The organism is Massilia eurypsychrophila, from assembly GCF_002760655.1.
Classification (GTDB): domain Bacteria; phylum Pseudomonadota; class Gammaproteobacteria; order Burkholderiales; family Burkholderiaceae_D; genus JAFCUW01.
In genome coordinates this window covers 23,367-36,150 of the sequence record NZ_PDOC01000014.1, presented here as the reverse complement: position 1 = coordinate 36,150, position 12,784 = coordinate 23,367, and the positions used below count along the sequence as shown (strand labels likewise).

Genomic DNA, 12,784 nt, shown 5'->3' with positions numbered 1-12,784 from the left:
CGTAGGCTAAACGCGAATGGCGTTGCGCTGCTTGATCCAGTAGCACGCGGCAAGCACAACGACCCATGCCGGCATCATGGCCACGGCGATCCGCATCGACGGCGTCAGCAACATGATCACCACGATCCCCGCCATGAACGCCAGGCACAGGTAGTTAGTCCAAGGCTTGCCCCAGCTCGGAAATGTGGTGGTCTGACCTGCCAACTGCTTGCTCTTGCTGAATTTAAGATGCGTGATGCTGATGGTTGCCCAGTTGATCATCAAGGCCGCCACAACCAGCATCATCAATATCTCGAACGCTTTCTCCGGCATGACATAGTTCACCACGACGCCGAAGGCGGTGGCCGCCGCCGACACGCCCAGCGCATGCAGCGGGATCCCGCGCGCGTTGAGGTGCGCCAGCTTGCGCGGCGCGTGGCCCTGCAGCGCCAGGCCGAGCAGCATGCGGCTATTGCTGTAGACGCAGCTGTTGTACACCGACAGCGCCGCCGTTAGCACCACCATGTTGAGCGCGGATGCCACCCACCCGTTGTCGAGCGCCTGGAAAATCAGCACGAACGGGCTGCCGCCTTGCTGGACCTGGCTCCACGGATACAGCGACAGCAGCACCGACAGCGCGCCGACATAGAAAATGAGGATGCGGTACACGACCTGGTTGGTCGCCTTCGGAATAGTCTGTTGCGGCGACTGTGCTTCGGCGGCGGTAATGCCGACCAATTCCAGGCCGCCGAACGAGAACATGATGATGGCCATCGCCATGACCATGCCGCCGACGCCATGCGGGAAAAAACCGCCCAGCTGCCACAGGTTGGCGACGCTGGCCTGCGGTCCGCCGGTACCGCTTAGCAGCAAGTAGCTGCCGAAACCGATCATGCCGACGATCGCCGCCACCTTGATGATGGCAAACCAGAATTCCATCTCGCCGAACAGTTTCACGTGCAGCAGATTGATACAGTTAATCAGCACGAAGAAGCCCAGTGCAGAGGCCCACATCGGCACGCCGGGCCACCAATACTGGATGTAGATGCCGACGGCCGTCAGTTCGGCCATGCTGACGAGCACGTACAGGATCCAGTAATTCCAGCCGGATGCAAAGCCGGCGAACGGGCCCCAGTAGCGGTTGGCGAAGTGGCTGAACGAGCCGGCGACCGGCTCATCGACCACCATCTCGCTCAGCTGGCGCATGATTAAGAAGGCCATCAGGCCGGCAATCGCGTAACCGAGGATGACCGATGGCCCGGCGAGCTTGATCGTTTGGGCGACGCCCAGGAACAGTCCGGTACCGACCGCGCCGCCCAGCGCGATCAGCTGGATGTGACGGTTGCTCAGACCGCGCTCGAGCGTGTTTTGATGGGATTGTTGGATCATTGAGTCGGAAAATAGTGGAAATGGGCGGGCAAGCGTTGCGCCGTCCCGATGCCGCAAGCCGCACCGGCGCGCCCGCGCGAACTGCGATTGCGTCGCCGCAAAGCCATCTATTCTAGCGCCTTGTTCGCGTTCGCATCTTCACGCCGGCCGCCGAGTTGCCCTTCGCCGTCCATCCGATGCCGGTGTCCGATGCCGGTGTCAGGTCTGACATTCGGACATTTCGTTTTTGAAATGTCCGAATGTCAGACCTGACACCAGCTTTTAGCGCAGCAACGCCGCTACATCGGCAAGGCATACATCATGCATTTGATGCAGGTAAGCGTCAAAGTAAGCCTTGTGCGAGGCCCCGACGACTACCAGCAAGCGGCTGCCAGGCCGCGCCGTCAACACGTCGCGGATGTTCGCCACCATGCGCAGATTGCGTGTTTCCCAGTAGCCGACATAGTTGCGGCCGAAGCGCTGCGGCGACGGCTCGTTGAGCGCCGCGCCGAAATCGCTGTCGAACACCAGCCGGCCCACACCCGGCCCGTTGTGCGCCCGGTACATCGCCAGCACATCGTCGGGCGTGCCAAGCCGTTTGTTCAGCTCTTCATTTGCGCGCATGCGCTTTTTCGTCGCAGGGTTGTCCCATGCCTTCATGACTGCTTCGCCATACGCTTTTCGGTCGGTACTTATCGAGTCGGCGGATTGATCGTCCATCGCATAGACCCGTTCGTGGCCCAAGCGCGCCGCCAGCCGCGCGGCGATCTGGTAGCTTTCGTCACGCTTGCCCTCCAGCGTGCGCAGTTGTTCGACCAGCGTCGCATCGAGGCCGTCGCCGGCTTGCCGTTCGCTTTCCGGCAGCCGCAGCCACTGGACGACGGCCGGTGCCCGCTCACCGCCAGCGAGGAACACGGCTGCCAGGTGCCTGCGCTGGGACGCGCTCGGTGCTGCAGGCCAGGCGGCAAGCAGCTGCTCGGCTTGCGCCGCGGCCGCCGGGACATCGAGCCCGGTAGCCGCAGGCGCCGGCGCCAGGTCCCAACAATAGGAGGCGATGGATTCCTTGTAGCGATGCGGAAAACGGCGCAGAAAATCGCACTGCATCCCGGACAGCGCTTCGATCGCGATCGCCTGCGGCTTCCAGCTCGCCAGCCGGTCGTTCAGCAGCTGCAAGTTGGTAGCGTCGAAGGAAGCCGGCAGTTGCGACAGGTGCGGCGTGGCCAGTACCAGCACCTCATTCGGTGTCCCCGTGGCAGGACCTTTGAGCGCACTGGGACTGAAATCGAGCTGATAACCCTGCGCGGCAGCCAGGCTGGATAGCGCCATCGACACAAGCAAGCAAAATAGGCGCGACACTCAGTTTCTCCCTCAGGTTGATGATTTTTTTGGATATTTACATCAGCGCCGAAAAATGTCACTTCAAGATGGATGCATATGCCCGCTCGCTTGCGCTATATTGTTTATAGATTTTGATCCCCACATTCAGCCCAAGGCCAGTCGATGCACAGTATCCCATTCAAGCAAGTCGATGTCTTCACCGCCGTCCCTTTCAAGGGCAATCCGCTGGCCGTGGTCCTCAAGGCCGACGGCCTCACCGGCGAGCAGATGCAGCAGATCGCCAACTGGACCAACCTGTCGGAGACCGCGTTCGTGCTGCCGGCCAGTTCGTCCGCCGCCGACTACCGCGTGCGCATCTTCACGCCCGCATCCGAATTGCCGTTCGCGGGCCATCCGACGATCGGCACGGCGCACGCGCTGCTGGAGGCCGGGCTGATCGAAGCGCGCGACGGCGTACTGGTGCAGCAATGTGCCAAGGGGCTGATACCGCTGCGCGTGGAATCCGACGCCGCTGGCGGCCGCTGGATTTCGTTCGAACTGCCAAAGCCGGAGTTGACGCCGCTGACCGAAGCTGAAACGCGCGACCTGGAAGCGAACCTCGGTTGCGCCGTATCGCGCGACGCCCCGCCGCAACTGGTCGATGTTGGCGCCCGCTGGATTGTCGCGCAGTTGACGGATGCGCAGGCCGTGCTGGCTTGCCAGCCTGATTTCGCGCGCCTGAAAATCCAGGATACCAAAGCGCGCGCGACCGGCGTCCTCATTTTTGGCGCTCACGCAACGGGCGCAGCGGCGCAGGTGGAGGTGCGCGCGTTCGCGCCGGCAAGCGGCATCGACGAAGATCCGGTTTGCGGCAGCGGAAACGGCTGCATGGCGGCGTTTATTCGGGCAACGGGCCAGATCGAGCGTTTCGGCGCGCGCTTTGTCGCCTCACAGGGAATGGCGGTCGGCCGCGCCGGGTTGATCCGCATCGCCATCGACGTCGACCGGATTGAAGTTGGCGGCATGTCGGTTACCTGCGTTGACGGCCAACTGCGGCCGGAACGGGAATGACAGCTTAAGCGGGCGGCACAGAAGACCGCGGATTACACCTGCATATTCATCATCTCGTGGTACGCCGACACCATCTTGTTGCGCACCTGGACCGTCGCCTGAAAGCCAATGCTGGCCTTTTGCATCGAGATCATCACGTCCGACAAGCTGACCGAATCGTCGCCCATGGCGAACTTGTGGCCCAGTTCCTCGGACTTGAGCTGCGCGCCGCTGACCTGCTCGAGCGACGACTTCAGCGCGTCGGAGAAGTTGACCTTCGCCGCCGGCGTCTCGCCCGCGCCAACCGGGGCCACCGGCGCGCCGGTCGGCTTGGTCGCCGCCGCCTTGAGTTGGGCCATCATCGCTTCGATGCGCCCACTGTCGATTCCGCCTACATTCATTGCTGCCTCCTGTTATGCCGGCCCGCGCGCAGGTACAATGTGCGTACAAGCGGACTCAGGCTGTCACAATAGCACCGCGTGCAGACGTATTCCCGTGGAGCAAGGCCGCAAACCACGCTCTGTTTCAGCGATTGACTGTGGTGCGGCAACCCCATAATTGTGGTTAAGCCCCATTCCTTGTTCAAGGTGCGGGAAGAATTCACACATTGGGCGTGTCGCTCTCGGAAATCAACATGGCAGCAGCAGCGGAAAACCTGGTCCTCGACCCACCCGGGCAACAGACGTTCCTCCAGACTTCGTTTGGACGCAACATCGTGCTCGGCGTCGGTGCGGCGGTCGTGCTGGCAGTCATGGCGGCTGTGTGGATGTGGAGCCAGCAGCCGGAATACCGTGTCCTGTTTGCCAACTTCACCGACCGCGACGGCGGCGCCATCACCGCCTCGCTCGACCAGATGGCAGTCAAGTACAAATTTTCCGAAGGCGGCGCCGCGATCCTGGTGCCGGCCAGCCAGGTCCACGACATCCGCCTCAAGCTGGCCGCGCAGGGCCTGCCGAAAGGCGGCAACGTCGGCTTCGAGCTGATGGAAAACCAGAAGCTGGGCGTGTCGCAGTTCCTCGAACAGGTCAACTACCAGCGCTCGCTCGAAGGCGAACTGGCGCGCTCGATCCAGTCGCTGGCCGCCGTCAGCGCCGCCCGCGTCCACCTGGCGCTGCCGAAACCGACCGTGTTCGTGCGCGACCAGCAAAAGCCGACCGCCTCGGTGCTGCTCAACCTGCAGACCGGCCGCGTCATCGATGCCGCCCAGGTCAGCGCGATCGTCCACCTGGTCGCCTCCAGCGTGCCGGAACTGCCGCCGTCGAACGTCACTGTCGTCGACCAGGCCGGCAACCTGCTGTCGGATACCTCGAAGCCGGCCGGCGCCAAGAACCTCGATCCGAACCAGCTCAAATATGTCATGCAGATCCAGCAGGGCATCGTCAAGCAGGTCGAGTCGCTGATCGTGCCGCTGGTCGGCCAGGGCAACGTGCGCGCCGAAGCGACCGCCGACGTCGACTTCGCGCAGGTCGACACCGCCGCCGAAATCTACAAGCCCAATTCGCCGCCGGCCGCGTCAGCCATCCGCAGCCAGCAGTCGTCGGAAGCTGCCACGCCAGGCGCCACCGCCGGCGGCGTGCCGGGCGCGCTGTCGAACCAGCCGCCGGGCGTGGCCACCGCGCCGATCACCGGCGGCGCTCCCGCCCCGGGCGCGCCCGCGGCCGGCGCTGGCCCCAGCCGCAAGGACAGCACCACCAATTACGAAGTGGACAAGACAGTGCGCTTCGAGCAGCGCCCGATGGGCGGCATCAAGCGCCTGTCGGTCGGCGTGGTGGTGAACTACCGCCGCATCGTCGACGCCAAGACCGGCAAGGTCACCATCAAGGCGCTCACCACCGCCGAAGTGGCGCAGATCAATGACCTCGTCAAGGAGGCAATGGGTTTCTCGAAGGAGCGCGGCGACACCCTCAACGTGACCAACGCGCCGTTCGACGGCGTCGACAAGCCGGTCGCGCCGGCCGAGGCGCTGGCGTGGTGGCGCGATCCCGAGCTGCAGGAGATCGGACGCCAGGCGCTGAAGTACCTCGCCGCCGGGCTGCTGCTGCTGTTCCTGTACTTCCGCCTGCTGCGCCCGATGCTGCGCCCGGTGATGCGCAAGTTCGACCAGATCACCGACCTGCCGCCGGCGCCGGTCAAGCCAAGTATCGAAGAAGTCGAGGAAGAAGCCGAGCGCGCCGAACAAAGCGCGGAAGTGTCGCAGCAGGTGGCTGGCTACCGCGAAAATTTAAACATGGCGAAAAAGCTGGCCCACGAAGATCCGCGGGTGGTGGCCAACGTCGTCAAGGCATGGGTAGGCGCAAATGAATGATAACGGCATCCAGAAGGCTGCCATCCTGATGCTCGCCATCGGCGAGACGGAAGCTGCGGAAGTGATGAAGTTCCTCGGCCCGCGCGAAGTGCTGAAACTGGGCGCGGCGATGGCGACGATGAAGAGCGTGCAGCACGAACAGGTGGTCACCGTGCTCGACGCGTTTCGCGCGCAGACCGAACTCAATTCGACCGTCGGCCTCGATTCGGACGAATACATCCGCCAGGTGCTGACCAAAGCGCTCGGCGACGACAAGGCGTCGGTGCTGCTGTCGCGTATCCTGGGCGGCAAGGACGCTTCCGGCATCGAGAGCCTGAAGTGGATGGACGCGTCGTCCGTGTCGGAGCTGATCCGCAACGAGCACCCGCAGATTATCGCCACCATCCTGGTCCACCTCGAGCGCGACCAGGCCTGCGAAATCCTCGGCAATTTCACCGACCGCCTGCGCAACGACGTGGTGCTGCGCATCGCCACATTGGATGGCGTGCAGCCGGCCGCGCTGCGCGAACTGAACGACGTGCTCACCAAGCTGTTGTCGGGTAACGAGAACATCAAGAAGTCGTCGCTCGGCGGCGTGCGCGCGGCGGCCGAAATCCTCAACTTCATGAGCGGCGAGCAGGAAGGCTCGGTCATGGACAACATCAAGAACTACGACAACGACATGGCGCAGAAGATCATGGACGAGATGTTCGTGTTCGATAACATCATCGACATCGACGACCGCGGCATCCAGCTGCTGCTGCGCGAAGTGCAGTCGGAGATGCTGATCATCGCGCTGAAAGGCGCCTCGCAGGACCTGCGCGAGAAGATCTTCCGCAACATGAGCCAGCGCGCCGGCGAGATGATGCGCGAGGACCTCGAATCGAAGGGCCCGGTGCGCCTGTCTGAAGTCGAAGCGCAGCAAAAACAGATCCTGCAGATCGTGCGCCGCCTGTCCGACGAAGGCCAGATCGTATTAGGCGGAAAAGGTGAGGATTCGTTTGTCTGATACGCCCAAAGAGATGCAAACCGCTTACCAGCGCTGGGAAATGAACTCGTTCGGCGACGACCGTCCGAGCGTGGTGGCCAAGCGCGCCGCCGCCGCGCCGGTCGAACCGGTCGTGTTGCTGCCGTCCGACGAGGAACTGGCCGCCATCCGCGAGCAGGCGCGCGCCGCCGGCCACGAAGAAGGCCACGGCGCAGGCTACGCCGACGGCCTGGCGATCGGGCGCGCCGAAGCTGCGCGCGAACTCGAACACCTGCAGGCGATCGCGCTCGAATTCAGCGGCGCGCTGGCCGCCGCCGCCGAGACCATCGCCGCCGATGTGCTGGACCTGGCGCTGCACCTGGCCAAGGGCATGCTGCGCAGCGCGCTGGAGATCAAGCCCGAACTGGTGATCCCGGTGGTGCGCGAGGCGATCGAATACCTGCCGGTGGTGCAGCAGCCGGCGGTACTGATGCTTAATCCCGCCGACATGCCGATCGTGCGCGAAGCAATCGGCGAAGAACTCGACAAGGGCGGCTGGCGCGTGGTGCAGGACGCCAGCATCGCGCGCGGCGGCTGCAAAGTCGATACCGCCACCAATCAGATCGACGCCCAGCTGGCGACGCGCTGGGAACGCATGACGCACGCGCTGGGCAAAGACCTCGACTGGCTCGGCCCGTGAGCGTGCCGCCGGACCGCCACACCGCGCGCTGGAAGTCCTACCTGCGCGACTGCGATTCGCTGCTCGACTTTGTCGAACCGATGCAGGTGTCGGGCCGCGTCACCCGCGTCGCCGGCCTGGTGATGGAATGCGTCGGCCTGCGCCTGGCCGTCGGCAGCGCCTGCACCATCCCGATGGCCAACGGCATCCGCGTCGAAGCCGAAGTAGTCGGCTTCGACGGCGACCGCCTGTTCCTGATGCCGCAAAGCGATGTCGAAGGCATCGTGCCCGGCTCGCGCGTGTTCCCGATCGAGGCCTCGGTGCCGAAACCTGGCAGCGTGGCGCACCCGCGCCGCCGGCCAAGCGACCGCGCGCGCCACCTGCCGGTCGGTGACGCCCTGCTCGGACGCGTGGTCGACGGCGCCGGCCGCCCGCTCGACGGCCTGGGTCCACTGGGCGCCCAGCACATGGCGCCGATCAGCGCGCGCCCGGTCAATCCGCTCGACCGCGCGCCGATCACCGAAACGCTCGACGTCGGCGTGCGGGCCATCAACTCAATGCTCACCGTCGGCCGCGGCCAGCGCCTTGGTCTGTTCGCCGGCACCGGCGTCGGCAAGTCGGTGCTGCTGGGGATGATCGCGCGCTACACCACCGCCGACGTCATCGTCGTCGGCCTGATCGGCGAACGAGGCCGCGAGGTGAAGGAATTCATCGAGCAGATTCTGGGTCCCGTCGGGCGCGCGCGTTCGGCCGTGGTGGCGGCGCCCGCCGACAGCCCGCCGCTGATGCGGCTGCAGGGCGCCGCCTACGCCACCGCGATCGCCGAACACTTTCGCGACGAGGGCAAGAGCGTCCTCCTGATCATGGATTCGCTGACCCGCTACGCGATGGCGCAGCGCGAAATCGCGCTGGCGATCGGCGAGCCGCCCGCCACCAAGGGCTATCCGCCGTCGGTGTTTGCCAAGCTGCCGGTGCTGGTCGAACGGGCCGGCAATGGCCTCGAGGGCGGCGGTTCGATCACCGCGTTCTACACCGTGCTGTCGGAGGGCGACGACCAGCAGGATCCGATCGCCGACGCCGCGCGCGGTATTTTGGACGGCCACATCGTGCTCGACCGCCACCTGGCCGAAGCGGGCCACTACCCGGCGATCGACATCGAGCAGTCGATCAGCCGCGCCATGCACGGCATCACGTCGACGCCGCACCAGCACGCGGCGCGCCGTCTCAAGCAGCTGTATTCGCGCTACCAGCGCTCGCGCGACCTGATCAGCGTGGGCGCCTACGCGCCCGGCAGCGACCCGGTGCTCGACCAGGCCATCGCGCTGCACGACCGCATCGAAGCCTTTCTGTGCCAGGAGATCCCGGACAAGGTCGACATGCAGGAGAGCTTGACCCAACTTACCGCTCTGTTTGAGTGATGGCGGCGGTGCCAGGCCGACTATAATCTTTCACTATGGCAAGCCTCTCCGCACTCGACACCCTGATCGACCTGGCCCAGCGCGAGTGCGACGCGGCGGCCAAGCGGCTCGGTGCGGCGCTGAAGGCGGCCGAGGAGTGCGAAGCGAAGCTGACCATGCTGCTTGGCTACCGCGACGATTATGCGATGCGACTCGACGCGGCCCAGGTGGCCGGGATCACACCGATGGCGTACCGTAATTTTGTCGCTTTCCTGGGCAAGCTTGACAACGCCATCAACGGCCAGCGCGAGGTAACCAAGCACGCGCACCACAAGAGCGCGGTGGAGAAGACCAGCTGGCAAACGAGCGAGAGGAAGCGCCTGTCGTACCGCACGCTGTCCGAACGCGCCGCCGCCGAAACGCTGCGCATCGAGAACAAGCGTGACCAGAAGCAGGTGGACGAATTCGCGGCTCGCAAGGCCTTTTACAAACGCTGACCTGATAGACAGCCAACGAACCCAAACGACCATGCACACTCCTCCCCTGCCCCAGATTTCCGCCGCCGCGCCGCGCGCGAACGTCAACGCCAACGCCAACGCCAATGCGTCCGGCGACGGCGCGCAATTTAGCCAGGCGCTGTCGCGCGAGATCGAACAGCGTAAGCCTGCCCCGAGCCCGGCCGCCGCGCCGGTCAAGCCGCAGGCCGCCGCCGCCAAGCCGCAACAGGCGGCACCGGCGCAGCAGGCCGAACGCCAGCCGGCGGCCGCGCCGGCCACGCCGGCCGACGGCAAACGCACCGCGGCAAGCGGCGACGCCGCCACCGACGAGGCCAAAGACGACGCCGCCGACGCGGCCGCGGTCAGCCCGGTGGCCGACATGCTCGCGCTGGTCGCCGCTTTCAACCAGCCGGCCGCGGTTGCCGCCGCACCGGTCACCGATCCGCTGGCCGCGGCTGCCGCACTCGCCGCGTTGAAGAAGGCGTCCGCGCCGATCGAGTATTCCACCGAGCCTGTCAAGCTCGACTCCACCGCGCTGAGCGAAACGCTCGCCGGCGCGGCGCTGCCGGCCGCCGATGGCAAGACGTTGTCGTTCAAGGAAGTCGCCGCCGCGGTCGACGGCGCCGCCGCGCGCATGATGGATGCACCGGCGCCCGAGCCGCTCAAGGTCGACCTCGCGCTGCAGCGCGGCGCGGTCGATGCCGACGCCACTGCCGTCGCCGACAAGGCCCCCGCCAGTTTGACACCGCTGGCTGCGGTTGCCACTCAGGGCGACGGCGAGGCCGTGCCGGCGATGACGAAAGCCGAACCGGCGCTGGCGCCGACGATGGTCAAAGTCGATGCCGCCGCGCCGCGTGCACGCGAAGGCGCGGTCGACATCACCGCCATCAAGGAGCCGGCCGCGGTTGCCGCCGCGCCGGTCAGCGCGCCGGTGCAGCAGGCGTCGCAGGTGATGGCGCAGGGAGTCAATGCCGCCAACCCGGGCGAGCGCATCGCGGCGCGGGTCGGCACCCCCGGCTGGGATAACCAGGTTGGCCAGAAGATCGTCTGGATGGTCGCCGGCAAGGAGCAAAGCGCCACGCTGACCTTGAACCCGCCCGACATGGGACCGATGCAGGTGGTGCTGAGCGTGACGAACGACCAGGCGACGGTATCGTTTACCGCCGCGCAGCCGGAGGTGCGGCAGGCGCTGGAAAACGCGATGCCGAAGCTGCGCGAGATGATGAGCGAGAACGGCATTTCGCTGGGCAACGCGTCAGTCAGCGAAGGCGCGCAGGATCAGCGCCAGGCGCAGCACGGTGAGAAGTCGCGCGGCCAGGGCGGCGGCAACCGCTTCGGCGACGGCGGCGACGTCGCCGGCACGGCCGAAGCGCCACGCGCGACCCGCGGCGGCACCGGCCTGGTCGATACGTTCGCATAAACGCCCGCACCTGGCACCGTCATCCTCGCGCATGCGGGGATTTATACTGAATCAGTCGCAGTGGCAAAACCCAATTCGCCACTGCGTTATAAATGGCAGCGGTTCCCGCCTTCGCGGGATGGCGATCGCTTTACTGGATTATCGACCGCCGTATTGGCTTATCGACATCCATTCCCGCGCCGTTTGTTTTTACTTTCGCATTAATGTCCCCAGCAAGCCACGAGTTGGAAGCTGTTATTCCTTCTTTTCCACGCATCCGATCGCCCGGTTAATCCCGATAATGACATAATGACGGCGACGATCCACTTACAGCATCTGGAGTATCTTGAAAGCGAATGACAAAATGAAGGCTGATTCCAAAGCAGAGCCAGCGTCGGCGCCGAATGGCTCGAAGAAGAAAATGCTTATCATGATAATCATGGCCGTCGTGGTCATCGGTCTCGGCGCCGGTGCGGCCTGGTTTTTCATGCAGGACAAGCCGGCCGGCGCCGCCCAAAAGGTCGCCAGTACCGAGCCGCCCGTCTACGTGCCGATCGAATCGTTCACCGTCAACCTGCAGCCGGAAACGGGCGAACAGTTCTTGCAGATCGCATTCACGCTGCAGGTGCAGAACGCGAAAGAAGGCGAAACGATCAAGGCCAACATGGCCAAGGTGCGCAGCCGCGTGCTGCTGCTGTTGTCCGGGAAAAAAGCGTCCGAAATTTCGACCGTCGAAGGCAAGCAATTGCTGGCCAAGGAAATCGTCGCCGCGGTCAAGCAGCCGTTCGTCGACAAGGGCGAAGCGCAGCAAGTGAGCGACGTGCTGTTTACCGCTTTTATCATCCAGTAACGCTCAATGGCCGATAATTTTCTCTCCCAGGAAGAAGTTGATGCCCTCCTCAAGGGCGTCAACGGCGATCAGGACGACGCTGCCGCGCCGGAAGAGAGCACGGGTGTCCGCACCTACAACCTGGCGACGCAGGAACGCATCGTGCGCGGCCGTATGCCGACGCTCGAGATCATCAACGAGCGCTTCGCGCGCCTGCTGCGCGTCGGCCTGTTCAACTTCCTGCGCCGCAGCGCCGAAGTGTCGGTCGGCTCGGTGCGGGTGTCCAAGTACAGCGAATTCATCCGCAACCTGGTGGTGCCGACCAACCTGAACCTGGTGCACATGAAGCCGCTGCGCGGCACCGCCCTGATGGTGTTCGATCCGGGCCTGGTGTTCCTGCTGGTCGACAACCTGTTCGGCGGCGACGGCCGTTTCCACACCCGCGTCGAGGGCCGCGACTTTACCCAGACCGAGCAGCGCATCATCTTGCGCATCCTCGATATCGTGTTCGAGGCCTACACCAAGTCGTGGGAGCCGGTCTTCCCGGTCGAGTTCGAATACATCCGTTCCGAGATGAACACCCAGTTCGCCAACATCGCCACGCCGAATGAGGTGGTAGTGTCGTCGACCTTCACCGTCGAGCTCGGCTCGGTGTCGGGCCAGATCCACTTCTGCATGCCGTACTCGATGATCGAGCCGATCCGCGATGCGCTGACGTCGAGCCTGCAGGGCGAGGCGCTGGAAGTGGACAAGCGCTGGATCCGCCTGATGACCCAGCAGATCCAGATCGCCGAAGTCGAGCTGATCGCCACGCTGGGCACCGGCCGCGCCTCGTTCGACGACATCCTGAACATGAAGGTGGGCGACATCATTCCCCTCACCGTGCCGGAAACGATCCAGGCCACGGTCGACGGCGTGCCGGTGATGGATTGCACCTACGGCGTGCTCAACGGACAGTACGCGCTGAAGGTCGAGAAACTGCTCGCCAATTCCGATTCCACTAAATAAAAGCAGCACC

12 protein-coding genes are annotated in these 12,784 nt (G+C 64.7%); 9 read left to right on the top strand and 3 right to left on the bottom strand.

The window, feature by feature from the left end; all coding sequences use genetic code 11:
- Positions 1-6: 6 nt before the first annotated feature.
- Both CR105_RS19135 and CR105_RS19130 read right to left on the bottom strand, forming a co-directional pair.
- Positions 7-1,368, bottom strand: a complete 1,362-nt coding sequence (locus tag CR105_RS19135) for an amino acid permease (protein WP_099791125.1) — start codon at positions 1,366-1,368, stop codon at positions 7-9.
- Between the two features lie 261 nt (positions 1,369-1,629).
- Positions 1,630-2,703, bottom strand: coding sequence for a DUF5694 domain-containing protein (locus CR105_RS19130; RefSeq protein ID WP_229414015.1), 1,074 nt, complete (start codon positions 2,701-2,703; stop codon positions 1,630-1,632).
- A gap of 144 nt (positions 2,704-2,847) precedes the next feature.
- Between CR105_RS19130 and CR105_RS19125 the strand changes: the two genes are divergently transcribed.
- Positions 2,848-3,735: a PhzF family phenazine biosynthesis protein gene (locus CR105_RS19125; RefSeq protein WP_099791123.1), complete on the top strand. Its 888-nt coding sequence runs from the start codon at positions 2,848-2,850 to the stop codon at positions 3,733-3,735.
- 32 nt (positions 3,736-3,767) lie between these two features.
- Here CR105_RS19125 and fliE read toward each other — a convergent pair whose 3' ends face one another.
- Positions 3,768-4,115 carry a flagellar hook-basal body complex protein FliE gene (gene fliE, locus CR105_RS19120; protein WP_099791121.1) on the bottom strand — a complete coding sequence of 116 codons (348 nt, stop codon included), beginning with the start codon at positions 4,113-4,115 and terminating at the stop codon, positions 3,768-3,770.
- Positions 4,116-4,348: 233 nt separating this feature from the next.
- Here fliE and fliF point away from each other — a divergent pair, with 233 nt between their 5' ends.
- The 8 genes from fliF (at position 4,349) to fliM (ending at position 12,774) form a co-directional block, all read left to right on the top strand.
- Positions 4,349-6,019 carry a flagellar basal-body MS-ring/collar protein FliF gene (fliF, locus tag CR105_RS19115; protein WP_099791284.1) on the top strand — a complete coding sequence of 557 codons (1,671 nt, stop codon included), beginning with the start codon at positions 4,349-4,351 and terminating at the stop codon, positions 6,017-6,019.
- Positions 6,012-7,007 (top strand): flagellar motor switch protein FliG, encoded by a 996-nt coding sequence (fliG, locus tag CR105_RS19110; RefSeq protein ID WP_099791119.1) that lies wholly within the window; start codon positions 6,012-6,014, stop codon positions 7,005-7,007. The genes fliF and fliG overlap by 8 nt, the downstream gene beginning before the upstream one ends.
- A 13-nt stretch (positions 7,008-7,020) precedes the next feature.
- Positions 7,021-7,665, top strand: a complete 645-nt coding sequence (locus CR105_RS19105; RefSeq protein WP_099791117.1) for a flagellar assembly protein FliH — start codon at positions 7,021-7,023, stop codon at positions 7,663-7,665.
- Positions 7,560-9,062 carry a flagellar protein export ATPase FliI gene (fliI, locus tag CR105_RS19100; RefSeq protein ID WP_370660696.1) on the top strand — a complete coding sequence of 501 codons (1,503 nt, stop codon included), beginning with the start codon at positions 7,560-7,562 and terminating at the stop codon, positions 9,060-9,062. The genes CR105_RS19105 and fliI overlap by 106 nt, the downstream gene beginning before the upstream one ends.
- A gap of 35 nt (positions 9,063-9,097) precedes the next feature.
- Positions 9,098-9,538, top strand: coding sequence for a flagellar export protein FliJ (gene fliJ, locus CR105_RS19095; protein ID WP_099791113.1), 441 nt, complete (start codon positions 9,098-9,100; stop codon positions 9,536-9,538).
- Between the two features lie 31 nt (positions 9,539-9,569).
- Entirely contained in the window at positions 9,570-10,958 is a 1,389-nt protein-coding gene (locus CR105_RS19090) for a flagellar hook-length control protein FliK (protein WP_099791111.1), read from the top strand.
- A gap of 343 nt (positions 10,959-11,301) precedes the next feature.
- Positions 11,302-11,787, top strand: coding sequence for a flagellar basal body-associated protein FliL (gene fliL / locus CR105_RS19085; protein ID WP_099791282.1), 486 nt, complete (start codon positions 11,302-11,304; stop codon positions 11,785-11,787).
- A 6-nt stretch (positions 11,788-11,793) separates the two neighbouring features.
- Positions 11,794-12,774 carry a flagellar motor switch protein FliM gene (gene fliM / locus CR105_RS19080; protein ID WP_099791109.1) on the top strand — a complete coding sequence of 327 codons (981 nt, stop codon included), beginning with the start codon at positions 11,794-11,796 and terminating at the stop codon, positions 12,772-12,774.
- Positions 12,775-12,784 lie beyond the last annotated feature (10 nt).

Bases quoted from the DNA above. Each gene is read 5' to 3' on its own strand.
- fliE (WP_099791121.1), bottom strand. From the start codon at position 4,115: ATGAATGTAGGCGGAATCGACAGTGGGCGCATCGAAGCGATGATGGCC.
- CR105_RS19125 (WP_099791123.1), top strand. From the start codon at position 2,848: ATGCACAGTATCCCATTCAAGCAAGTCGATGTCTTCACCGCCGTCCCT.
- CR105_RS19135 (WP_099791125.1), bottom strand. From the start codon at position 1,368: ATGATCCAACAATCCCATCAAAACACGCTCGAGCGCGGTCTGAGCAAC.
- CR105_RS19105 (WP_099791117.1), top strand. From the start codon at position 7,021: ATGCAAACCGCTTACCAGCGCTGGGAAATGAACTCGTTCGGCGACGAC.
- fliG (WP_099791119.1), top strand. From the start codon at position 6,012: ATGAATGATAACGGCATCCAGAAGGCTGCCATCCTGATGCTCGCCATC.
- fliM (WP_099791109.1), top strand. From the start codon at position 11,794: ATGGCCGATAATTTTCTCTCCCAGGAAGAAGTTGATGCCCTCCTCAAG.
- fliL (WP_099791282.1), top strand. From the start codon at position 11,302: ATGAAGGCTGATTCCAAAGCAGAGCCAGCGTCGGCGCCGAATGGCTCG.
- fliF (WP_099791284.1), top strand. From the start codon at position 4,349: ATGGCAGCAGCAGCGGAAAACCTGGTCCTCGACCCACCCGGGCAACAG.
- fliJ (WP_099791113.1), top strand. From the start codon at position 9,098: ATGGCAAGCCTCTCCGCACTCGACACCCTGATCGACCTGGCCCAGCGC.
- CR105_RS19090 (WP_099791111.1), top strand. From the start codon at position 9,570: ATGCACACTCCTCCCCTGCCCCAGATTTCCGCCGCCGCGCCGCGCGCG.